This is a genomic window from Pseudomonas sp. NPDC089406, from assembly GCF_044900265.1.
GTDB lineage: Bacteria > Pseudomonadota > Gammaproteobacteria > Pseudomonadales > Pseudomonadaceae > Aquipseudomonas > Aquipseudomonas fakonensis.
Window position 1 is genome coordinate 1 of sequence record NZ_JBJDNC010000007.1, and the last position, 21,451, is coordinate 21,451.

Annotated in this window: 13 protein-coding genes; 5 read left to right on the plus strand and 8 right to left on the minus strand. The window is 65.1% G+C overall.

The window, feature by feature from the left end:
• Positions 1-200 precede the first annotated feature (200 nt).
• The 8 genes from ACI2KK_RS06780 to ACI2KK_RS06815 all read right to left on the minus strand — a co-directional run bounded on the left by ACI2KK_RS06780 (position 201) and on the right by ACI2KK_RS06815 (position 14,182).
• Positions 201-1,688 carry an efflux transporter outer membrane subunit gene (locus tag ACI2KK_RS06780; protein ID WP_404668354.1) on the minus strand — a complete coding sequence of 496 codons (1,488 nt, stop codon included), beginning with the start codon at positions 1,686-1,688 and terminating at the stop codon, positions 201-203.
• Positions 1,685-4,795: an efflux RND transporter permease subunit gene (locus ACI2KK_RS06785; RefSeq protein WP_404668355.1), complete on the minus strand. Its 3,111-nt coding sequence runs from the start codon at positions 4,793-4,795 to the stop codon at positions 1,685-1,687. The genes ACI2KK_RS06780 and ACI2KK_RS06785 overlap by 4 nt, the downstream gene beginning before the upstream one ends.
• Complete coding sequence (locus ACI2KK_RS06790; protein ID WP_404668356.1) at positions 4,792-7,890, minus strand: MdtB/MuxB family multidrug efflux RND transporter permease subunit; 3,099 nt, start codon at positions 7,888-7,890, stop codon at positions 4,792-4,794. The genes ACI2KK_RS06785 and ACI2KK_RS06790 overlap by 4 nt, the downstream gene beginning before the upstream one ends.
• Positions 7,887-9,188: an MdtA/MuxA family multidrug efflux RND transporter periplasmic adaptor subunit gene (locus ACI2KK_RS06795; RefSeq protein WP_404668357.1), complete on the minus strand. Its 1,302-nt coding sequence runs from the start codon at positions 9,186-9,188 to the stop codon at positions 7,887-7,889. Before ACI2KK_RS06795 ends, ACI2KK_RS06790 begins: the two co-directional genes overlap by 4 nt.
• Before the next feature lie 325 nt (positions 9,189-9,513).
• Positions 9,514-10,014 carry a thiol peroxidase gene (gene tpx / locus ACI2KK_RS06800; protein ID WP_217838833.1) on the minus strand — a complete coding sequence of 167 codons (501 nt, stop codon included), beginning with the start codon at positions 10,012-10,014 and terminating at the stop codon, positions 9,514-9,516.
• A 169-nt stretch (positions 10,015-10,183) separates the two neighbouring features.
• Entirely contained in the window at positions 10,184-11,464 is a 1,281-nt protein-coding gene (locus ACI2KK_RS06805; protein ID WP_404668358.1) for a serine/threonine transporter, read from the minus strand.
• A gap of 252 nt (positions 11,465-11,716) precedes the next feature.
• The gene (locus tag ACI2KK_RS06810) at positions 11,717-12,913 is read right to left on the minus strand and encodes an aromatic amino acid transaminase (RefSeq protein WP_404668359.1); all 1,197 of its coding nucleotides are present in this window, start codon (positions 12,911-12,913) and stop codon (positions 11,717-11,719) included.
• A gap of 243 nt (positions 12,914-13,156) precedes the next feature.
• Positions 13,157-14,182: an Ldh family oxidoreductase gene (locus ACI2KK_RS06815; RefSeq protein WP_404668360.1), complete on the minus strand. Its 1,026-nt coding sequence runs from the start codon at positions 14,180-14,182 to the stop codon at positions 13,157-13,159.
• 122 nt (positions 14,183-14,304) lie between these two features.
• Here ACI2KK_RS06815 and ACI2KK_RS06820 point away from each other — a divergent pair, with 122 nt between their 5' ends.
• The 5 genes from ACI2KK_RS06820 (at position 14,305) to garD (ending at position 21,300) form a co-directional block, all read left to right on the plus strand.
• Positions 14,305-15,558 carry an NAD(P)/FAD-dependent oxidoreductase gene (locus tag ACI2KK_RS06820; RefSeq protein ID WP_404668361.1) on the plus strand — a complete coding sequence of 418 codons (1,254 nt, stop codon included), beginning with the start codon at positions 14,305-14,307 and terminating at the stop codon, positions 15,556-15,558.
• Between the two features lie 384 nt (positions 15,559-15,942).
• Entirely contained in the window at positions 15,943-16,752 is an 810-nt protein-coding gene (locus ACI2KK_RS06825; protein ID WP_404668362.1) for a gamma-glutamyl-gamma-aminobutyrate hydrolase family protein, read from the plus strand.
• Positions 16,753-17,226: 474 nt separating this feature from the next.
• The gene (gene kdgD / locus ACI2KK_RS06830) at positions 17,227-18,144 is read left to right on the plus strand and encodes a 5-dehydro-4-deoxyglucarate dehydratase (RefSeq protein ID WP_404668363.1); all 918 of its coding nucleotides are present in this window, start codon (positions 17,227-17,229) and stop codon (positions 18,142-18,144) included.
• 169 nt (positions 18,145-18,313) lie between these two features.
• Complete coding sequence (locus tag ACI2KK_RS06835; protein ID WP_404668364.1) at positions 18,314-19,666, plus strand: MFS transporter; 1,353 nt, start codon at positions 18,314-18,316, stop codon at positions 19,664-19,666.
• A gap of 80 nt (positions 19,667-19,746) precedes the next feature.
• Entirely contained in the window at positions 19,747-21,300 is a 1,554-nt protein-coding gene (gene garD / locus ACI2KK_RS06840) for a galactarate dehydratase (protein ID WP_217838841.1), read from the plus strand.
• Positions 21,301-21,451: the final 151 nt, after the last annotated feature.

Below are 21,451 nucleotides of genomic sequence, written 5' to 3' on the forward strand. Positions count from 1 at the left end.
TTTTTGGTTACTTTTTTCCACGAAAAAAAGTAACCCGCCGTAAGGGCGGAAAGGTGAATAAGCGTCACTACAAATAATGAATGCGCATACAACTTTCAAAACCAACTAAACAAGATCAACAGATCAACCCCAAATAGCGTACGACACAAGATCCAAGCCGTCCGCAAGGACCTCACCACCGCCCCCACAGGAGTACACCCTCAATCCCCGTCAGCAAAAGCCTGCCCGGCATCCCACCCCCCACCCAAAGCAGCAATCAACTGCACACTGGCCAACAACCGCCCCTGCAACAGCGTCAACACACTACGCTCGTTACTCAAAGCCGTGGTCTGCACATTGACCACATCCAGGTACCCGATCAGCCCCGCCTTGTACTGGTTCTCGGTCAAACGCAAGGACTCACGCGCAGCCTCCAGCGCCTCCTGGCGTACCACCGCCTCATCGCCGTACACCTTCAACTGCACCAGGTAATTCTCGACCTCTTTGAAGCCATCCAGCACCGTCTGCCGATACTGCGCAACGGTCTGGTCATAGGCCGCAACCGTGCGGTCCACCTCGGCACTGCGCTTGCCAGCGTCGAACAGCGTCAACGCCAGCTGCGGCCCCACCGACCAGTAACGGTTGGGCAACTCGATCCAGTTATTGAAGCTGCTGCTCGAATAGCCACCGCTCATGCTCAGCGACAGGTCCGGGAAGTACGCCGCGCGGGACACGCCGATATTGGCGTTGGCGGCCATGACATTGCGCTCGGCCGCAGCGATGTCGGGGCGGCGCTCCAGCAGTTGCGACGGCAGCGATACAGGAACGTCCGGCAAGGTCGGGATGCTGTCGCTTGCAGCCAGCGCAAAATCAGCCGGGGCCTTGCCCATCAGCACGGCAATGGCGTTCTCGTACTGGGCGCGCTGCCAGGCAAGGTCGATCAGGTCGGCCTGGGTGCTCTTGAGCTGGGTGCGCGCCTGAGCCACCGCATCAGGGCCGGACACACCCGCGCGGTACTGGTTTTCGGTCATCTTCAGCGAGCGCTCATAGGCCGCCACGGTGGCCTCCAGCAAGCGCTTTTGCTCATCGATCACCCGCAGCTGCAGGTAGTTCTGCACCAGCTCAGACTGCTGGCTGAGGCGGATCGAGGCCATGTCGGCCAGGCTCGCCTGGGCGCTGGCCTCGTTGGCATTGAGGGTTTCGCGCAGCTTGCCCCACAGGTCGATCTCCCAGCTCACGCCCAACTGGGCGTTGTAGGTGTCGCGGATGCCGCTGCTGTTGTTCGACAGGCTGGAACTGGAGCTGCCGGTGCCCTGGGCCGAACGGGTCTTGCCGGCGGTCAGGTTCAGCGACGGGAACAACGAGGCGCGGCTGCTGCGCACCAGCGCCTGGGCCTGGCGGTACTGGGCCTCGGCTTGGGCGACGGTCTGGTTGCTGCGGTTCAGTTCCTCGACCAGGCCATTGAGCTGCGCGTCACCGTACAACTCCCACCAGGCGCCACGGGCGATGGCGTCCGACGGCTTGGCCTGGGACCAGCCTTCGGCCTGCTTGAACTGCGCCGCGGTGCTGAGCTCGGGGCGTTGGTAGTCGGGGCTCAGGGTACAGGCGCTGAGCATCGCCACGCACAGGCCGGCGCCGAGCAGGCGCGAGCCGCGGCCCTGGGTCAGCGCCTTGAGGGCGCGGTGAATGCGGGTGTGGGCAAAGGTCATAGCGGGGTATCCAGGGCAGCGTCGGTGCGCACGCCGCGCCAACGGTTGAAACGGTGGCGCAGGCGGTCGAGGTACAGGTAGACCACAGGCGTTGTGTACAGCGTAAGTACCTGGCTGAACACCAGGCCGCCGAGAATGGTCAGGCCCAGCGGCTTGCGCATCTCGGCGCCCTCGGCGCTGCTCAGCAGCAGCGGCAGCGCACCAAGCATGGCGGCCAGGGTGGTCATCAGGATCGGCCGCAGGCGCAGCAGGCAGGCGCGGCGGATCGACTCCTCCGGCGACAGGCCGTCGTTGCGCTCCAGTTGCAAGGCCAGGTCGATCATCAGGATGGCGTTCTTCTTCACCACGCCAATCAGCAGGAACAACCCCAGCAACGAGATCAGGCTGAACTCACCGCCGGTCAGGTACAACGCCAGCAAGGCGCCGACCCCGGCCGAAGGCAGGGTGCTGAGGATGGTCAGCGGGTGGATGTAGCTTTCGTACAGGATGCCCAGCACCAGATACACCAGCAGCAGCGCACCGAGGATCATCAGCGGCTGGCCTGAAGTGGTCTTGCTGAAGGCGTCAGCGGTACCGCCCAGCTTGGCGATCACCGACTCCGGCAGGCCGACCTTGGCCACCGTGCGCTCCAGCGCGGCCATGGCCTGGTCGGGGCTGTAGCCTTCGGCGACGTCGAAGTTGATGTCTTCGGAGGCGAACTGGCCTTCGTGGCTGACGCGGTCGCTGGCCAGGCTGTTCTCGTAGCGGGCAAAACTCGACAGCGGCACCCGTGCACCGTCGGCGGTGATCACCTGCACCTGCTCCAGGGTACTTGGGTCCCAGGCGTACTTCGGGTTGATCTCCAGCACCACCTGGTACTGGTTGAGGCTGTCGTAGATGGTCGAGATCTGCCGCTGGCTGTAGGCGTTGTTGAGCACCGCAGTGACCATGTCCATGTCGATGCCCAGGCGCTTGGCCTGGTCGCGGTCGACCACCAGGGTCACCTGCTGGGTGCCGGCACCGTCGCGGGCGTCGATGGCGGTCAGCTCAGGCAGCTTGCGCAGCTCGGCGACCACCTTGGGGAACCACTCGCGCAGCGCGGCCAGGTCGCCGCTTTGCAGGGTGTAGAGGTACTGCGAGGTGCTCTGGTCACGGCCACCGCCGCCCAGTTGCAGGTCCTGGTCGGCCATCAGGAACAGCCGCCCGCCGGGCACCTTGGGCATTTCCTTGCGCAGCCGCTCGATGACCTGCTGCGCGCTCTGCTTGCGCTCGCCGATGGGCTTGAGGCGCACCAGCATGAAGGCGTTGTTGGTGCCGCTGTTGCCGCCGATGAAGCCGGCCACGCTCTGCACCGCCGGGTCCTTGAGCAGGGCGCGGCGGTAGGTTTCCATCTTCGGCTGCATGACACTGAACGACAGCCCGTCGTCGCCGCGCACAAAGCCCTGCAACTGGCCGGTGTCCTGCTGCGGCATCAGGGTCTTGGGCACCACCACGTACAGGGCGACGTTGAGTACGATGGTGGCCAGCAGGCTAAGCAGGGTCAGCCGGCGGTGACGCAGGGCCCAGCCCAGGCTCTTGTCGTAGCCTGCGACCATGCGCTGGTGAATACGCTCGCTGAAGCGTTGCAGGCGGGTCTGCTCATGGGCGCCGTGCACCTTGAGCCAGCGCGAGCAGAGCATCGGGGTCAAGGTAAGCGAGACCACCAGCGAGACGATGATCGCCGCCGCCAGGGTGATCGAGAACTCCATGAACAGCCCACGCACGATGCCGCCCATGAACAGGATCGAGACGAACACCGCCACCAGCGACACGTTCATCGACAGCAGGGTGAAGCCCACCTCTTTGGCGCCCTTGAACGCGGCACTGAGCGGGTTTTCGCCGTTCTCGATATGCCGCGAGATGTTCTCCAGCACCACGATGGCATCATCTACCACCAGGCCCGTGGCCAAAATCAGCGCCATCAGCGACAGGTTGTTCAGCGAGAAGCCACACAGGTACATCACGGCAAAAGTGCCCACCAGCGAGACCGGCACCGCAAGGCTTGGGATCAAGGATGCGCGGAAGTTGCCGAGGAACAGGTAGACCACCAGGATCACCAGCACCACGGCGATCAGCAGGGTGTGCTCGGCCTCCTTGAGGGTGGCCTTGATCACCGGCGAGCGGTCCATGGCGATGTCCAGCTTGACGCTGGCCGGTAGCAGCGACTGCAGGGCCGGCAACTGCGCCTTGATCTGCTCGACGGTCTGGATGATGTTGGCCCCGGACTGGCGGTTGACCACCAGCAGCACGGCCGCCTCGTCGTTGAAGAAGCCGCTGTTGTAGCGGTTCTCCACGCCATCGCTGACCTTGGCCACATCGCTCAGGCGCAGGATGGCGCCGTTCTGCTGGCGGATCACCAGCGGCTTGTAGTCCTCGGCCTTTTCCAGCTGGTCGTTGGCGCGCACCTGCCAGTTGCGCTGGTGGTCCTCGACAAACCCCATGGGCCGGCGCTGGTTGGCGTTGGCCACCGCCGTGCGCACGTCGTCCAGGGCCAGGCCGTACTGGTTGAGCAGTTGCGGCTCGAGTTCGATGCGCACCGCCGGCAGCGAGCTGCCGCCGATCTGCACTTCCCCTACCCCGCTGACCTGGGCCAGGCTCTGCGAGAGGATGGTGTCGGCCAAATCGTACAGCTGCCCCTTGGCCAGCACGTCGCTGGTCAGCGACAGCACCATGATCGGCGCCTGGGACGGGTTGATCTTCTTGTAGGTGGGCATGCTGCGCATGCCGCTGGGCAACAGGTTGCGCGAGGCATTGATGGCCGCCTGTACCTCGCGGGCGGCGCCGTCGATGTCGCGGCCCAGCTCGAAGCCGATGATCACCCGGGTGGAGCCCTGGTTGGAGCTGCTGGTCAGCGTGGTGACCCCGGCAATACTGCCCAGCTTGCGTTCCAGCGGCGTGGCCACGGTGGAGGCCATCACCTCGGGGCTGGCCCCGGCCAGGTTGGCGCTGACCACGATCACCGGGAAGTCCATCTGCGGCAGCGGCGACACCGGCAACAGGTTGAAACTGACCCCGCCCAGCAGCATGATCGCCAGGCTCAGCAGCATGGTGGCTACCGGCCGGCGAATGAATGGTCCGGACAGGTTCATGCGTCAGCCTGCTGCGCATCACCTGCTGGCCGCCAGCGGCGTGCCAGGCGGTCGAAGTACAGGTAGATCACCGGGGTGGTGAACAGGGTCAGCACCTGGCTCACCAGCAAGCCGCCGACCATCACCAGGCCCAGCGGCTGGCGCAGCTCGGCACCAGAGCCGGTGGCCAGCATCAGCGGCACGGCGCCGAACAAGGCCGCCAGAGTGGTCATGAGGATCGGCCGGAAACGCAGCAGCGCTGCCTGGTAGATGGCGTCCTGCGGGCTCATGCCCTGATGCCGTTCGGCCTCGAGGGCGAAGTCGATCATCATGATCGCGTTCTTCTTGACGATGCCGATCAGCAGGATGATGCCGATGATCGCGATCATCCCCAGGTCATTGCCGCTGAGCAGCAGCGCCAGCAAGGCGCCCACTGCCGCCGAGGGCAGCGTCGAGAGGATGGTCACCGGGTGGATGTAGCTCTCGTACAGCACCCCCAGCACGATGTACATGGTCACCACCGCCGCCAATACCAGCAGCAAGGTGCTCGACAGCGACGCCTGGAACGCCTCGGCGGCGCCCTGGAAGCGGGTTTGCACACCGATCGGCATGCCGATGTCCTGCTGCACCTGCTCGATCACCTTGACCGCCTCGCCCAGGGAGGCGCCGGAGCCCAGGTTGAACGACAGGGTCACCGCCGGAAACTGGCCGAGGTGCGAAATGGCCAGCTGCGCCTGGCGCTGCTCGATGCGCGCCAGCGCCGACAGGCGCACCTGGCCGCCGTCGGTGGCCTTGACGTGGATCGACTCCAGCGCCTTGGGCCCAAGCGATGCGGCGGTCTGCGACTGCAGCACCACGCGGTACTGGCTGGCCTGGGTGTAGATGGTGGAGATCTGCCGCTGGCCGAAGGCGTCGTACAGCGCGTTGGTGATCTGCGACACGCTGATGCCTAAGCGACTCGCCATATCGCGGTCGATCACCAGGTACACCTGCAGGCCCTTGTCCTGCAGGTCGCTGGCTACATCCTGAAGTTCCGGGCGCTGCTGCAGGGCCTGCACCAGCTTGCCGCTCCATTCGGCGAGCATGTCGGCGTCGGGGGAGCTGAGGCTGAACTGGTACTGGGTGCGGCTGACCCGGTCTTCGATGCTCAAATCCTGCACCGGTTGCATGAACAGGCGGATACCCACCAGCCGGTCGAGTTGCGGTTGCAGGCGGGCGATCACCTGTTCGGCGGTCAGGTCGCGCTCGCCGTGGGGCTTGAGGTTGATCAGCAGGCGGCCGCTGTTGAGGGTGGCGTTGTCGCCGTCCACGCCAATGTACGAGGACAGGCTCTGCACCGCCGGGTCTTTCAGGATGACTTCGGCCAGGGACTGCTGGCGCTGGCTCATGGCGGCGAACGAGGTGGCCTGGGGCGCCTCGGAAATACCCTGGATGACCCCGGTGTCCTGCACCGGGAAGAAGCCCTTGGGCACCATCAGGTACAGCACCACGGTCAGCGCCAGGGTGGCCACCGCCACCAGCAGGGTCAGCGGCTGGCGCTTGAGTACCCAGGTCAGGGCGCTGGCGTAGTGCTTGATCAGCCAGTCGATCCAGGCGCCGCTGGCGCGGTAGAAGCGCCCCTGCTCCTCTTCCTTGGGTTCGCGCTTGAGCAGCCGCGCGCACATCATCGGGGTCAGGGTCAGCGACACCACCAGCGAGATGAGAATGGCCACCGCCAGGGTGATGGCGAACTCGCGGAACAGCCGCCCCACCACATCGGCCATGAACAGCAGCGGGATCAGCACCGCAATCAGCGAGAAGGTCAGCGAAACCAGGGTGAAGCCAATCTGCCGCGCGCCTTTGAGCGCCGCCTGCAGCGGGGTTTGGCCTTCTTCGATGTGGCGGGAGATGTTCTCGAGCATGACGATGGCATCGTCCACCACAAAACCGGTGGCGATGGTCAGGGCCATCAAGGTCAGGTTGTTGATCGAAAAGCCAGCCAGGTACATCACGCCAAAGGTGCCGATCAGCGACAGCGGCACGGCAATCGAAGGGATGATGGTGGCGCTGACCCGGCGCAGGAACAGGAAGGTCACCATCACCACCAGGGCGATGGCGAACAGCAGCTCGTGCTGCACGTCGCGCACGGCGGCGCGGATGGTCTGGGTGCGGTCGGTGAGCACGCTGACGTCCAGGCCCGCCGGCAGGTTGTCGGTGATCGACGGCAGCAGTTCCTTGATACGGTCGACCACCTCGATGACGTTGGCCCCGGGCTGGCGCTGGATGTTCAGCAGCACGGCTTCGTTCTGGTTGGCCCAGGCGGCCAGGCGCTCGTTCTCGGCGCCGTCGACGATTTCGGCGACGTCCTTCAGGCGCAGCGGCGCACCGTTGTTGTACTTGAGGATGAGGTTGGCGTATTCCTCGGGCGAGCGCAGTTGGTCGTTGGCATCGAGCATCGACACCCGGGTGGGGCCGTCGAAGTTGCCCTTGGGCTGGTTGACGTTGGAGGCGCCGATGAGCGTGCGCACGTCGTCCAGGTTCAGGCCGTTGGCGGCCAGAGCGTCGACGTTGACCTTGATGCGCACGGCCTGGCGCTGGCCGCCGGCGATGCTGACCATGCCCACACCGCTGATCTGGGCGATCTTCTGCGCCACGCGGGTGTCGACCAGGTCGTTGAGCTTGGGCAACGGCATGGTCTTGGACGAAATGGCCAGGGTCAGCACCGGGGTGTCGGCCGGGTTGACCTTGTTGTACACCGGCGGTGCCGGCAGGTCGCTGGGTAGCAGGTTGCTGGCGGCGTTGATCGCGGCCTGCACCTGTTGCTCGGCAACGTCCATGTTCATGTCGAGGCTGAAGCGCAGGGTCAGCACCGAGGCGCCGCCGGAGCTGGTCGAGGCCATCTGCTCAAGGCCCGGCATTTGCCCGAACTGACGCTCCAGGGGCGCGGTGACAGCACTGGTCATCACCTGCGGGCTGGCGCCGGGGTACAGGGTCATGACCCGGATGGTCGGGTAGTCGACCTGCGGCAAGGCCGCCACCGGCAGCATTTTATAAGCGATCAGGCCGGCCAGGACGATGGCCAGCATGCTCAGCGTGGTGGCGACCGGGCGGAGGATGAACAGGCGCGAGAGGTTCATGCGCCCGCCTTGATGCCCGATTCACCGGCCTGGGCCGAGCCCTTGGCGTCCTGGCCCTGCAGGTGCTGGCCCGGGGTGGTCGGCACTTGCGAGCTGTCTTCGACCACTTCGACCTTGGTGCCTTCGCGCAGGCGGTCGGTGCCTTCGAGCACCAACCGGTCGCCGGCGGCCAGGCCCTCGACGATCACGCTGCTCTGGCCATCGCTGGCGCCCACCTTGAGCTTGCGGATATTCACCGTGTTCTCTTGGTTGACCACGTAGGCGAAGGTGCCGTCGTTGCCGAACTGGATGGCCGCAGCCGGGGCCAGTACCACCTGCTTGAGGGTGTCGGCGAGTAGGCGCACGTTGACGAACTGGTTGGGGAACAAGGCGTTGTCCTTGTTCTGGAAGGTGCCCTTGAACTTCAGGGTGCCGGTGGTGGTGTCGATCTGGTTGTCCGGGCTGCCCAGCACGCCGGTCGCCTGCAGCTTGCGATCGCCGCGGTCCCAGGCTTCGACTGGCAGGCTGGCGCCACTGCGGTAGCGCTCGAGCACGGTGTCCAGCTCGGTTTCCGGCAGGGTGAAGGCCACGCTGATCGGCTCGGTCTGGGTAATCACCACCAGCGCGGTGGTGTCATTGGCTGCCACCAGATTGCCCAGGTCGAGCTGGCGCAGGCCCAGGCGGCCGGTGAGCGGTGCGCGGATCTGGGTGAAGTCGAGGTTCAGGCGCGCGTCGTTGACTGCCGCCTGGTTGGTTTTCACCAGCCCCTGGAACTGCGCCACCTGCGCTTCGGCGGTGTCGAGGGTTTGCTTGGCGATGCTGTCTTCGGCGTACAGGCCTTTATAGCGGGCCAGGTCGACCTGGGCGTTCTTCAACTGCGCCTGGTTCTGCGCCAGGGTGCCTTCGGCCTGCTGCAGGGCGATGCGGTACGGGCGCGGGTCGATTTCAGCGAGCAGGTCGCCGGCCTTGACCTGCTGGCCTTCCTTGAAGTGGATTTTTACCAGCTCGCCGGCTACCCGGCTGCGCACGTTGACCGTGTTGGTGGCGGTGACGGTGCCCAGGGCCTTGTAGTACAGCGGGAAGTCGCCGACCTTGACCGGCTCCACACGCACCGGCACCGGGTCGGACGATGCGCCGAAGCCCGGCCGGCCTCGCCCACCCAGGCCCATGGCCGCGCCCTTGCCCGGGCGCCCGCCGCTTGCGGCTTGCTCGTGCACGGTCTTTGCGGGCCACAGCCACCAGGCCAGCAGGGCCACCAGCAGCAGGATCAGCAGGCCGAACAGCCAGCGACGGGGGGAACGGGAATTGGACACTTGCATGGGGCGAACGAACCTTGTTCAGGGAAGACGGGCGTGGAGAGCGTGAACGATAAGCACTGGCACCGTTTTAGCAAAGCGGCTTTACCAGTGTTTTACCTTTGGCTGACGTTGGTCGGCGGGCAGACTTTAAATGAAAACGGCCTGGTTTGGGGGCCAGGCCGTTTCAGCAAGTAGCATCGTGGGGGGGGGGGGGGGGGGGGGGGGGGGGGGGGGGGCGGCAAACACAACACAAAGACGCCGCCCCCGCCCCCCCCCCACCCCCCCCCCCACCCCCCCCCCCCCCCCCCCCCCCCCCCCCCCCCCCCCACGCAGACGCCCTGCGGTGTTACTTCAGTACCGCCAGCGCCGCGTCGTAGTTCGGCTCGTCGGCGATTTCAGCAACCAGCTCGCTGTGCAGCACCTTGTCGTTTTCGTCCAGTACCACCACAGCACGGGCGGCCAGGCCGGCCAGCGGGCCGTCGGCGATGGCAACGCCGTAGTTCTGCAGGAACTCGGCACCGCGCAGGGTGGACAGGTTCTGGACGTTTTCCAGGCCTTCGGCGCCGCAGAAGCGGGCCTGGGCGAATGGCAGGTCAGCCGAGATGCACAGCACCACGGTGTTGGCCACGGCGTTGGCCTGGGCGTTGAACTTGCGTACCGAGGTGGCGCAGGTCGGGGTGTCGACGCTTGGGAAGATGTTCAGCACCTTGCGCTTGCCGGCGAAGTCGGCCAGCGACTTGTTCGACAGATCACCAGCAACCAGGGAGAAGGCAGGCGCCTGGGCACCGGCCTGTGGCAGGTTGCCGCTGACCTGAACCGGGCCGCCTTTGAGAGTCACTTGAGCCATGGGAAATCATCCTTAGTACGGGTTGGAAAAAGACCCCGAGTTAAGCATGAAGCCGCGCAAGTGCCTATAAGAAAACATGAAATTGTTGTATTGCCAGAAAATTCCTGTGGACAAAAAAATGTCCGAGTGGCTACAGCCAACCCGGACATTTCCTACAGCAGTGCTGCAATCAGCCCAGCAGGCCGTACACCACCGAGGTCAGCGCCACCAGGCCGATGACCACCACGAACACATTGGACAGCGCACCGCTGTACTTGCGCATCGACGGCACGCGGCGGATGGCGTACATCGGCATCAGGAACAGCAGCACCGCGATGATCGGCCCGCCGAGGGATTCGATCATGCCGAGGATGCTCGGGTTGAGGGTGGCGACGATCCAGCACACCACCAGCATGATCGCGGCAACCACACGATCCATGGCCTTGGCGCCCGGGCGCATGCCAGCCTTGACGATCATGCCCTTGAGGCCCTCACTGGCACCGATGTAGTGGCCCAGGAACGACTTGGCAATGGCGATGAAGGCGATCAGCGGTGCGGCGAAGGCGATGGTCGGCTGGTCGAAGTGGTTGGCCAGGTACGACAGGATCGACAGATTCTGCGCCTTGGCCTCGGCCAACTGGGCGCTGCTCAGGGTGAGCACGCAGCTGAACACGAAGAACAGCACCATCAGCACCATCAGCAGGTGGGCGCGGCGCAGGATCTGCCCGCTGCGCTCATCGGCGTGCTCGCCGTAGCGGCGCTTCTGGTCGACGGCAAAGGCCGAGATGATCGGCGAATGGTTGAACGAGAACACCATCACCGGGATGGCCAGCCACACGGTGTGCAGGAACGCCGAACCCGACGGCACCTGGGTGGCGGTGTCGAGGATGCCGCCGGTCCAGTGCGGCACCAGGTACAGGGCCAGCAGCGCCAGGGCGACGATGAACGGGTAGACCAGCAGGCTCATGACCTTGACCGTGGCCTGCTCGCCGCAGCGCACGATGGCCAGCAAGCCGAGAATCAGCACGAACGACAGGATCGCCCGTGGCGGCGGCGCGATGTGCAGCTGGTGCTCCATGAAGCTGCTGACGGTGTTGGTCAGCGCCACGCTATAGATAAGCAGGATGGGGAAGATGGCGAAGAAGTACAGCACGGTGATCAGCGCACCGGCGGTGATGCCGAAATGCTCCTCGACCACGTCGGTGATGTCGCCGCCCTTTTGCCCGGAGAGCACGAAGCGGGTCAGCCCGCGGTGGGCGAAGTAGGTCATGGGGAAGGCCAGCGCGGCGAGGATCAGCAACGGCCAGAAGCCGCCCAGGCCTGCGTTGATCGGCAGGAACAGGGTGCCTGCGCCGATGGCTGTGCCGAACAGGCCCAGCATCCAGGTGGTGTCGTGACGCGACCAGCTGCCGAGGGTGGCGGGGGTCGATTCTGCAAAGCGTTGTTCAACGCTTGGGGCCTGCTCATTCATTCCGGGTGAAGCTCCACTCGCAAGACTGCAACAGGCTGAGAATGGCGAAATAGACGTTTCGCCCAACTCAACCGGATAAAGAGGGGCGCGATTGTGCATGCAAAGGTTGCACTTGGGGAAGCCCCGTCCGAGGGACGGTTGCACTTGTCTTTACAAGAAGGGAGATACCGGACCGGCTCAATCGCCGGCAAGCCGGCTCCTACACGTGTTTCTGCAGGAGCCGGCTTGCCGGCGATTGGCCTTTATGCAGGCTTACTTTTGAACGGCCGCAAAGGCCTTGGCCACCTGGAGCAGGTTGGCCGGGCGCAGGCCGGACATGCACACCCGGCCGCTGTCGATCAGGTACACGCCGAACTCGTCACGCAGGCGGCGCACCTGCTCGACGCTGAAGCCTGTGTAGCTGAACATGCCGCGCTGGCGCAGGAAGAACTGGAAGTCCTGGCCCGGCAGCAGTTCGCCGAGCAAGTCGACCAGGCCCTGGCGCATGTCGAGGATACGCTTGCGCATCACCTCCACCTCAGCCGCCCACTGGGCGTTGAGGGTGGCATCGCCGAGCACGCCGGCCACCAACTGCGCGCCGAACGCGGGCGGGCTTGAGTAGTTGCGGCGCACGGTGGCCTTGAGCTGGCCGAGTACGCTGACGGCGGTGGCGGCGTCGTCGCAGACCACCGACAGGCCCCCTACCCGCTCGCCGTACAGCGAGAAGATTTTCGAGAACGAGTTGCTGACCAGGCACGGCACCCCGGCACGGGCCATTTCACGGATGGCGAAGGCGTCTTCGACCAGGCCTTCACCAAAGCCCTGGTAGGCGATGTCGAGGAACGGGATCAGTTGGCGCGCCTTGACCACCTCGACCACCTGCTGCCACTGGTTCTGGCTGAGGTCGACACCGGTGGGGTTGTGGCAGCACGGGTGCAGCAGCACGATGCTGTTGGCCGGCAAGGTGTTCAGGGTGGCGAGCATGCCGGCGAAGTCGACACCGCGGGTGGCGTCGTCGAAGTACGGGTAGCTGTGCACCTTGAACCCGGCGCCCTCGAAGATGGCGCGGTGGTTGTCCCAGGTCGGGTTGCTGACCCAGACTTCGGAGCCTGCGAAGTAGCGCTTGAGGAAGTCGGCGCCGACTTTCAGCGCGCCGGAACCGCCGACGGTTTGCACGGTAGCCACGCGGCCATCAGCCACGGCCGGGTGGTCGCTGCCGAACAGCAGCGCCTGGATGGCCTGGCGGTAGGCGGCCAGGCCTTCCATCGGCAGGTACAGCGAAGCTTCGTGGGGCTGGCCGGCGATGCGTTTTTCCACCGCATCGACCGCTGCCAGTTGCGGCACCACGCCGGCTTCGTCGTAATACAGGCCGATACTCAGGTTGACCTTGTCGGCGCGCGGGTCGGCCTTGAAGGTTTCCATCAGCGAAAGGATCGGGTCGCCGGCATAGGCATCGACATGTTTGAACACAGCGTGCAGCTCCTTGGAAATCAGGACAGTTCGGGAAAGCGTGCACAGAGAATACCCGCAGTGACGGCGCAGGAACATCATTGAATGTGCAAGGTGCCGGATGCGCGGGTGCAATGCCCTGTAGGAGCGGCCTTGTGTCGCGAACGGGGTGCGTAGCAGCCCCAGGACTCATGCATCATGCAAAATTGCCGGGGCCGCTACGCGCCCCTTTCGCGACACAAGGCCGCTCCTACAGGGACCGCGTTAGCCAGCCAGTTCCTTTAAATTCGCCAGCTCCTGCGCGCTCAAGGCCACGCCCTCGCGCAATGCCACCTCACGCTCACGATAACGCCGCTCGCCAGGCATACGGGTAAGCCCCGCCGCCTGCATCTGCTCCACCAGCTCGCGGCTGCGCTGGGCGAAGCGCTGGCCCTCGGCCTTGCCCGGGTCGATGACGATGATCAGTTGCCCGGTCCACGGGGTCTTGGCCCCCGGGTGGCTGGCCCAGTCGAACTCCCAGGAGAAATTGCCGCCGGTCAGCGCCGCCGCCAGCAGCTCGACCATCATCGACAGCGCCGAGCCCTTGTGCCCGCCGAACGGCAACAGCGCGCCGCCCTGCAGAATAGCCTGCGGGTCGGTGGTCGGCAGGCCCTGGGCGTCCACGCCCATGCCTTCGGGCAAGCGCTGCCCGGCACGCGCGGCAATCTGCACGTCGCCATGGGCCATGGCGCTGGTGGCCATGTCGAAGACGATCGGGTCATGCCCGGCGCAGGGCGCGGCGAAGGCGATGGGGTTGGTGCCGAACAGCGGCTGGCGCGCGCCATGGGGCACCACGCAGGTCATGCTGTTGACCACGCTCAAGGCCACCAGGCCCTCGTCGGCGAAAGGTTCTACATCCGGCCACAGCGCGGCGAAGTGGTGCGAGTTGTGAATTGCCAGCACGGCGATACCCGCCTGGCGCGCCTTGTGCACCAGTTGCTCGCGTGCCGCCGCCAGGGCTGGCTGGGCGAAGCCGCCGGCGGCGTCCACCCGCACATAGCCCGAAGCCACATCGCTGACCTGCGGCGCAGCCTCGCCATCCACCCAGCCACTGGCCAGGGTCGACACATAACCGGGGATGCGGAACACGCCATGGCTGTGGGCACCGTCGCGCTGGGCGCTGGCGCAGTTGTGGGCGAGCACGGCGGCCACCCCCTCACTGCATCCATGGCGTTGCAAGATTACCTGCAACAGCCCCTGCAATTCGGCGAACGGTACGCGCACAAGGGGGCTGGCGGAAGGTGCGGACATCTGGAGCTCCTTTTATTGGTATTGGATCGGCTACAGCACAACGCACAGGAATGTCCCGCGAATGCCTGCCATCTGTCAAAGTGTCCCGGCGCAGGCCCACGCCAATAATCACAAGGTGCTCCATGCAGCCATTCTCGCAATGCCAGACCCTCGTCCTCGGCGCCGGCATCGTCGGCGTCAGCACCGCCCTGCACCTGCAGGCCCGCGGGCGCCAGGTAACCCTGATCGACCGCGATGCGCCGGGCAGCGGCACCAGCCATGGCAACGCCGGGCTGATCGAGCGCTCAAGTGTGGTGCCCTACGCCTTCCCGCGCGAGCTGCGCACCCTGCTGCGCTACGGCCTGAACCGCCAGAGTGCGGTGCGCTATAGCGCCGCCCACCTGCCCAAAGCCGCGCCCTGGCTGCTGAACTACTGGCAACAGTCGGCACCCGCGAAGCTTGCGCGGGCGGCCGCCGACATGCTGCCCCTGGTGCAGCGCTGCGTGGAGGAACATGACCCTTTGATCGAGGCTGCCGGGCTGCAGCACCTGGTAAGCGCCAACGGCTGGATCGAGGTGTACCGCGATGCCGCGCTGTTCGCCCAGGCCAAACAAGAGGCCCTGGCGCTGGCCCAGCATGGCCTGCGCTACGAGATACTCGAGCGTGAGCAGTTGCAGGCGCGGGAACAGGGGCTGGGCGGCGCCATCGGTGGCATCCACTGGCTCGACCCGAAGAGCGTGCGCGACCCCGGCGCCCTGACCCGTGGCTACGCTGCGCTGTTCGTGCAGCGCGGCGGGCAGTTTCTGCATGGCGATGCCCGCAGCCTGCAACAAGTAGAGGGCGGCTGGCTGGTGGGCACCCAGCGCGGCCCGCTGCTGGCCCAGGAGGTGGTGGTCTGCCTGGGGCCGCAGTCCGCCGAGCTGTTCGCACCGCTGGGCTATCGCTTCCCGCTGGGGATCAAGCGCGGCTACCACATGCACTACGCCACCACCGGCGGCAGCGAGCTGCGGCATTCGGTGTGCGACCCGCAGGCCGGCTATGTGCTGGCTCCCATGGCCCGCGGGGTGCGCCTGACCACGGGTATCGAGTTTGCCGCCAGCGATGCGCCGGGCAACCAGGTTCAGCTAAAGCGCTGCGAAGCTTTGGCCCGGCAACTTTTCCCCGCCCTGGGTGAGCGCCTGGACGACCAGCCCTGGCTGGGCCGGCGCCCGTGCCTGCCGGACATGCGCCCGGTGATCGGCCCGGCACCGCAGCATGCCGGGCTGTGGTTCAACTTCGGGCATGCGCACCATGGGCTGACCCTGGGGCCGGTGAGCGGGCGGTTGCTGGCAGAGATGATTACCGGGGAACAGACCTTTACTGACCCGGCGCCTTTCAGCCCTGCTCGATTTGCATGAGCCTCATGGGCCTCATCGCCGGCAAGCCGGCTCCTACAGGGGGTACGCGTCAACCTGTAGGAGCCGGCTTGCGGCGATGAGGCAAAACCGGCCCTTCATTGCAGCCACGCAAAGACCCGACTGCGTCGTTAAATATTATTGACCTCAGCCCCTGTCAAACCCTTGTCGGCAAAGGCGCCGAACGCTCCAAGCCCCCGAAAACCGGCGCCCAACCCCACTGCCACTCGTTTGACATATCGAACGGCTCTGGCAATCTAGAGCCAAGGCCCCGACCGGAATCGCCGCAAAGGCGGGCCGGCAGTGCTCGGGGCTCCAGGCTGCACCCATGGCCCCGGCCGTGCGCCTGCACAACAACGACAGGCATGACCTGTCCCAAGGTGACATATGTCCAACAGCAACATTGGCAGCAAACAACCCACCCTGCGCAAACCCGTCGTCCTGATGACCATGGGCAGCCAGGAGCGCAAAGGCCATGACTATCAGGTCATGACCCACAAATACATCACCCCGCTGGTCGAGTTCTCCGATTGCGTTCCGGTGCTGGTGCCCACCTGCTGCGGCACTGACGACCTGGAAACCTACCTGGACATGGCCGACGGCGTGTACCTGACCGGCGCTGGCAGCAACATCGACCCGGCCCTGTATGGCCAGGAAAACCAGACCCCCGGCAAAGGCCAGGACCAGAACCGCGACCTGTTCGACATCCCGCTGGTCAAGGCTGCCCTCAAGCGCGGCCTGCCGATCTTCGGCATCTGCCGCGGCATGCAGGAAATCAACGTGGCCCTGGGCGGCGACATCTACCAGAAGGTCTACGCCGAACCTGGTTTCAACGACCACCGCGAAAACCCCGAAGACCCGGTCGAGGTGCAATACGCCCAGGTGCACGGAGTGAAAATCAAGCCAGGCAGCTGGCTGCACGACGCGCTGGGCACCGACGAAATCCGCGTCAACTCGCTGCACGGCCAGGGCCTGCGCAAGCTGGGTGCTGGCATCGAGCCGATCGCCCACGCCGAAGACGGCCTGGTCGAGGCGATCCACGCGCCGAGCATTTCGCCCTTCCTGTTCGCGGTGCAGTGGCACCCGGAGTGGCAGGCGGCGAAGAACCCCGACTCGATCAAGATGTTCCAGGCCTTCGGCGACGCGTGCCGCGCCCAGGTTCGCAAGTCCCAGGTCAAGCGCAACCAGGCCGCTTGATCATCTGAAGCTTCGTTAGCTTTGATCGCGGGGCGGCGCAAGGTCGCCCCCGTTTCCACGGTCACCCTCTGCTGGTCCCAGAACACCTCCCGTGGAAGCGGGCGGCGGGCTTGTGCCTGTCTCCGCGATCTTTTTTCCCCGCTTCAAGTCACCATTTTTCGTTTGCCTGCGCCGGCCCTATCGCCGGCAAGCCGGCTCCTACAACCGTGCTCCCCACCCAGCCAAGAGATACGATGACTTAACCGGTCGTCATTTTTCTTGCGCCTGTTCCGGCCCTATCGCCGGCAAGCCGGCTCCTACAAGGGCTACGCAATACCTGTAGGAGCCGGCTTGCCGGCGATAGGGCCAGGCCTGCCCACCCCCGCCGCTAAAAATTTCTGCTCACAGGGACTAGTCATCGTACAAGTTGTACGATAACTTACCTCCAACGCAGAACAACACCCTTCACCCAAGCGCCACAGGATGCCAACAACAATGAATCCACAAGAACTGAAATCCATCCTCTCCCACGGCCTGCTGTCCTTCCCGGTCACCGACTTCAATGCCCAGGGCGACTTCAACCAGGCTGGCTACATCAAGCGCCTGGAATGGCTCGCCCCTTACGGCGCCAGCGCCCTGTTCGCCGCCGGCGGCACCGGTGAGTTCTTCTCCCTGGCCGCCAGCGAGTACAGCCAGGTGATCAAGACCGCGGTCGACACCTGCGCCACCTCGGTACCAATTCTGGCCGGCGTCGGCGGCTCTACCCGCCAGGCCATCGAGTACGCACAAGAAGCCGAGCGCCTGGGTGCCAAGGGCCTGCTGCTGCTGCCGCACTACCTGACCGAAGCCAGCCAGGACGGTGTTGCCGCCCACGTTGAAGCGGTGTGCAAGTCGGTCAACATCGGTGTGGTGGTGTACAACCGCAACGTCTGCCGCCTGAACGCCGACCTGCTGGAAAAACTCGCCGAGCGCTGCCCGAACCTGATCGGCTACAAAGATGGCCTGGGCGACATCGAACTGATGGTGTCGATCCGTCGCCGCCTGGGTGATCGTTTCAGCTACCTGGGTGGCCTGCCTACCGCCGAGGTGTATGCTGCCGCCTACAAAGCCCTCGGTGTACCGGTGTACTCCTCGGCGGTGTTCAACTTCGTACCCAAGACCGCGATGGACTTCTACCACGCCATCGCCCGCGACGATCACGCAACCGTTGGCAAGCTGATCGACGATTTCTTCCTGCCGTACCTGGACATCCGCAACCGCAAGGCCGGCTATGCCGTGAGCATCGTCAAGGCCGGCGCCAAGATTGCCGGTTACGATGCAGGCCCGGTGCGTACCCCGCTGACCGACCTGACCGCACAAGAGTACGAGATGCTCGCCGCGCTGATGGACAAAATGGGCCCGCAAGGCCTGTAACACCCAGGACCCGCCAAGCGGTCCATCGCAGCCAGGGATGGCGCGCCACCTTTATGTGTGGGCGCCGGTACCTGCCTGCGATGGGCCGCGAAGCGGTTCCCGCGCCCTGCCCTGGCGCTGACAATACAAAGCAAGCCCGCAAAAAAAATAACTAGTGGGAGTTACCAGCATGCAAGCGAAAAAAACGCATGTGCGCTACCTGATTCTGTTGATGCTGTTCCTGGTGACCACCATCAACTACGCAGACCGCGCCACCATCGCCATTGCCGGCTCCAGCCTGCAAAAAGACCTTGGCATCGACGCCGTCACCCTCGGCTACATCTTCTCCGCATTCGGCTGGGCCTACGTGGCCGGGCAAATCCCCGGCGGCTGGCTGCTCGACCGCTTCGGTTCGAAAAACGTCTACGCCTTCAGCATCTTCACCTGGTCGCTGTTCACCCTGCTGCAAGGTTTCGTCGGCGGCCTGCCGGTGGCCTGGGCAGTCGTCACCCTGTTCACCCTGCGCTTTCTGGTCGGTTTCGCCGAAGCCCCGTCGTTCCCCGGCAACGCCCGGATCGTTGCGGCCTGGTTCCCCACGCAAGAGCGCGGCACCGCCTCGGCGATCTTCAACTCGGCGCAATACTTCGCCACTGCCCTGTTCGCCCCGATCATGGGCTGGATCGTGTTCACCTTCGGCTGGGAACACGTATTCGTGGTGATGGGCGCGCTGGGCATCGTGTTCTCGGCGGTATGGATGAAGACCATCCACAACCCGCGCCAGCACCCGCGCATCAGCGCCGATGAGCTGCAGCACATCGAGCAGAACGGCGGCCTGGTGGACATGGACCAGAAGCGTGGCAACGATGGCCCGAAATGGGGCTACATCAAGCAACTGCTGACCAGCCGCATGCTGCTGGGCGTGTACCTGGGCCAGTACTGCATCAACGCCATCACCTACTTCTTCCTCACCTGGTTCCCGGTGTACCTGGTGCAGGAACGCGGCATGACCATTCTCAAGGCAGGCTTCATCGCCTCGCTGCCGGCCATCTGCGGCTTCATCGGCGGCGTGCTGGGCGGGGTGATCTCTGACTGGCTGCTGCGCCGCGGCAACTCGCTGACCTTCTCGCGCAAGCTGCCGATCGTCTGCGGCCTGTTGCTGTCCACCACCATGGTGTTCTGCAACTATGTCGACGCTGAATGGATGGTCGTAGGCTTCATGACCCTGGCATTCTTCGGCAAGGGCATCGGCGCCCTCGGCTGGGCCGTGGTGGCCGACACCTCGCCCAAGCAGATCGCCGGCCTGTCGGGTGGCCTGTTCAACACCTTCGGCAACATCGCCTCGATCACCACGCCGATCGTCATCGGCTACATCATCAGCGCCACCGGTTCGTTCAAGTGGGCCCTGGTGTATGTCGGTGCCAACGCCTTGGTGGCAGTATTCAGCTACCTGGTAATCGTTGGCCCGATCAAGCGCATCGAGCTCAAAGACGACCCAAAGCAGGACCCGGCGCCTAGCGCCGAACTGGCAGGTTCGCGCCAGTAACCGAAATACCCCGGCGCCGCTCATCCCGGCGCCGGTGGCCGTATAAAAAGCCTGAAAGAAATGACAAGAAGGGCCTGACCATGCAGTTGATCGAACATTCCGAGTCGCCCCGCTACGTCCGCCTGCACGATGACGACAATGTCGTGGTGGTGGTCAACGACGGCGGTCTGGGCGAAGGTGCCCGTTTCGCCGACGGCCTGACCCTGGTCGAAGGCGTACCGCAAAGCCACAAGGTGGCCACTGTCGACATTCAACCCGGCGCCCCGGTGCGCCGTTACGGCCAGGTCATCGGCTACGCCCGCGAACTGCTGCGCCAGGGCAGCTGGGTCAAGGAAGATCAGCTGGACATGCCGGCCGCCCCCGAGCTCGACAGCCTGCCGCGCTGCGACGCCGTGCCCGCCGCCCTGCCACCGCTCGAAGGCTTCACCTTCGAGGGTTACCGCAACGCCGACGGCACCGTGGGTACCCGCAACATCCTCGGCATCACCACCACCGTGCAATGCGTCACCGGCGTGCTCGACCACGCGGTCAAGCGCATCCGCAGCGAACTGCTGCCCAAATACCCCAACGTCGATGACGTGGTCGCCCTGACCCACAGCTACGGCTGCGGCGTGGCGATCAACGCCCGCGACGCGTACATCCCGATCCGTACCGTGCGCAACCTGGCGCGCAACCCCAACCTGGGCGGCGAAGCGCTGGTGATCAGCCTGGGCTGCGAGAAGCTGCAGGCCGGCCAGGTGATGCACGAGGGCGACCTGTCGGTCGACCTCAGCGAGCCGTGGCTGTACCGCCTGCAGGATGCCTCGCTGGGCTTCGTCGAAATGATCGAGCAGATCATGCAACTGGCCGAAACCCGCCTGAAGAAGCTCGACCAGCGCCGCCGCGAAACCGTGCCGGCCAGCGAGTTGATTTTGGGCATGCAGTGCGGCGGCAGCGACGCCTTCAGCGGCATCACCGCCAACCCGGCGCTGGGCTATGCCGCCGACCTGCTGGTGCGCGCCGGCGCCACCGTATTGTTCTCGGAAGTGACCGAAGTACGCGACGCCATCTACATGCTCACCTCCCGCGCCGAAACCCCGGAAGTGGCCGAAGCGCTGGTGCGCGAGATGGACTGGTACGACCGCTACCTGCAGCAGGGTGCCGCCGACCGCAGCGCCAACACCACCCCCGGCAACAAGAAAGGCGGTTTGTCGAACATCGTCGAAAAATCCCTGGGATCGATCGTCAAGTCCGGCAGCGGCGCCATCCAGGGCGTGGTCGGCCCGGGCGAGCGGGTCAGCCACAAGGGTCTGATCTTCTGCGCAACGCCTGCCAGCGACTTTGTCTGCGGCACCCTGCAACTGGCCGCCGGCATGAACCTGCACGTGTTCACCACCGGCCGCGGCACCCCGTATGGCCTGGCCATGGCGCCGGTGGTCAAGGTGTGCACCCGCACCGAGCTGGCCCAGCGCTGGCCCGACCTGATCGACATCGACGCCGGGCGCATCGCCAGCGGCCGTTCGAGCATCGAGGAGCTGGGCTGGGAGCTGTTCCACTACTACCTGGACGTGGCCAGCGGCCGCAAGCAGACCTGGGCCGAAAAGCACGGGCTGCACAACGACATCACCCTGTTCAACCCGGCACCCATTACCTGATGACGATTTCCCAGTGTGTCGCGATCCCTGTGGGAGCGAGTTCACTCGCGAACACCGGCAAAGCCGGTGCCATGCACCGAGTCGCCTGTTTCGCGGGTGAACCCGCTCCCACACGGGCCAAGCGAACCTGCCCAGACAGCATTCTTCCTTC

What these genes read in the sequence shown, in the direction of transcription:
- ACI2KK_RS06785 (WP_404668355.1), bottom strand. Translation starts at nt 4,795, where the DNA reads ATGAACCTGTCCGGACCATTCATTCGCCGGCCGGTAGCCACCATGCTG.
- ACI2KK_RS06820 (WP_404668361.1), top strand. Translation starts at nt 14,305, where the DNA reads ATGCAGCCATTCTCGCAATGCCAGACCCTCGTCCTCGGCGCCGGCATC.
- ACI2KK_RS06805 (WP_404668358.1), bottom strand. Translation starts at nt 11,464, where the DNA reads ATGAATGAGCAGGCCCCAAGCGTTGAACAACGCTTTGCAGAATCGACC.
- tpx (WP_217838833.1), bottom strand. Translation starts at nt 10,014, where the DNA reads ATGGCTCAAGTGACTCTCAAAGGCGGCCCGGTTCAGGTCAGCGGCAAC.
- ACI2KK_RS06790 (WP_404668356.1), bottom strand. Translation starts at nt 7,890, where the DNA reads ATGAACCTCTCGCGCCTGTTCATCCTCCGCCCGGTCGCCACCACGCTG.
- ACI2KK_RS06835 (WP_404668364.1), top strand. Translation starts at nt 18,314, where the DNA reads ATGCAAGCGAAAAAAACGCATGTGCGCTACCTGATTCTGTTGATGCTG.
- kdgD (WP_404668363.1), top strand. Translation starts at nt 17,227, where the DNA reads ATGAATCCACAAGAACTGAAATCCATCCTCTCCCACGGCCTGCTGTCC.
- ACI2KK_RS06815 (WP_404668360.1), bottom strand. Translation starts at nt 14,182, where the DNA reads ATGTCCGCACCTTCCGCCAGCCCCCTTGTGCGCGTACCGTTCGCCGAA.
- garD (WP_217838841.1), top strand. Translation starts at nt 19,747, where the DNA reads ATGCAGTTGATCGAACATTCCGAGTCGCCCCGCTACGTCCGCCTGCAC.
- ACI2KK_RS06795 (WP_404668357.1), bottom strand. Translation starts at nt 9,188, where the DNA reads ATGCAAGTGTCCAATTCCCGTTCCCCCCGTCGCTGGCTGTTCGGCCTG.
- ACI2KK_RS06825 (WP_404668362.1), top strand. Translation starts at nt 15,943, where the DNA reads ATGTCCAACAGCAACATTGGCAGCAAACAACCCACCCTGCGCAAACCC.
- ACI2KK_RS06780 (WP_404668354.1), bottom strand. Translation starts at nt 1,688, where the DNA reads ATGACCTTTGCCCACACCCGCATTCACCGCGCCCTCAAGGCGCTGACC.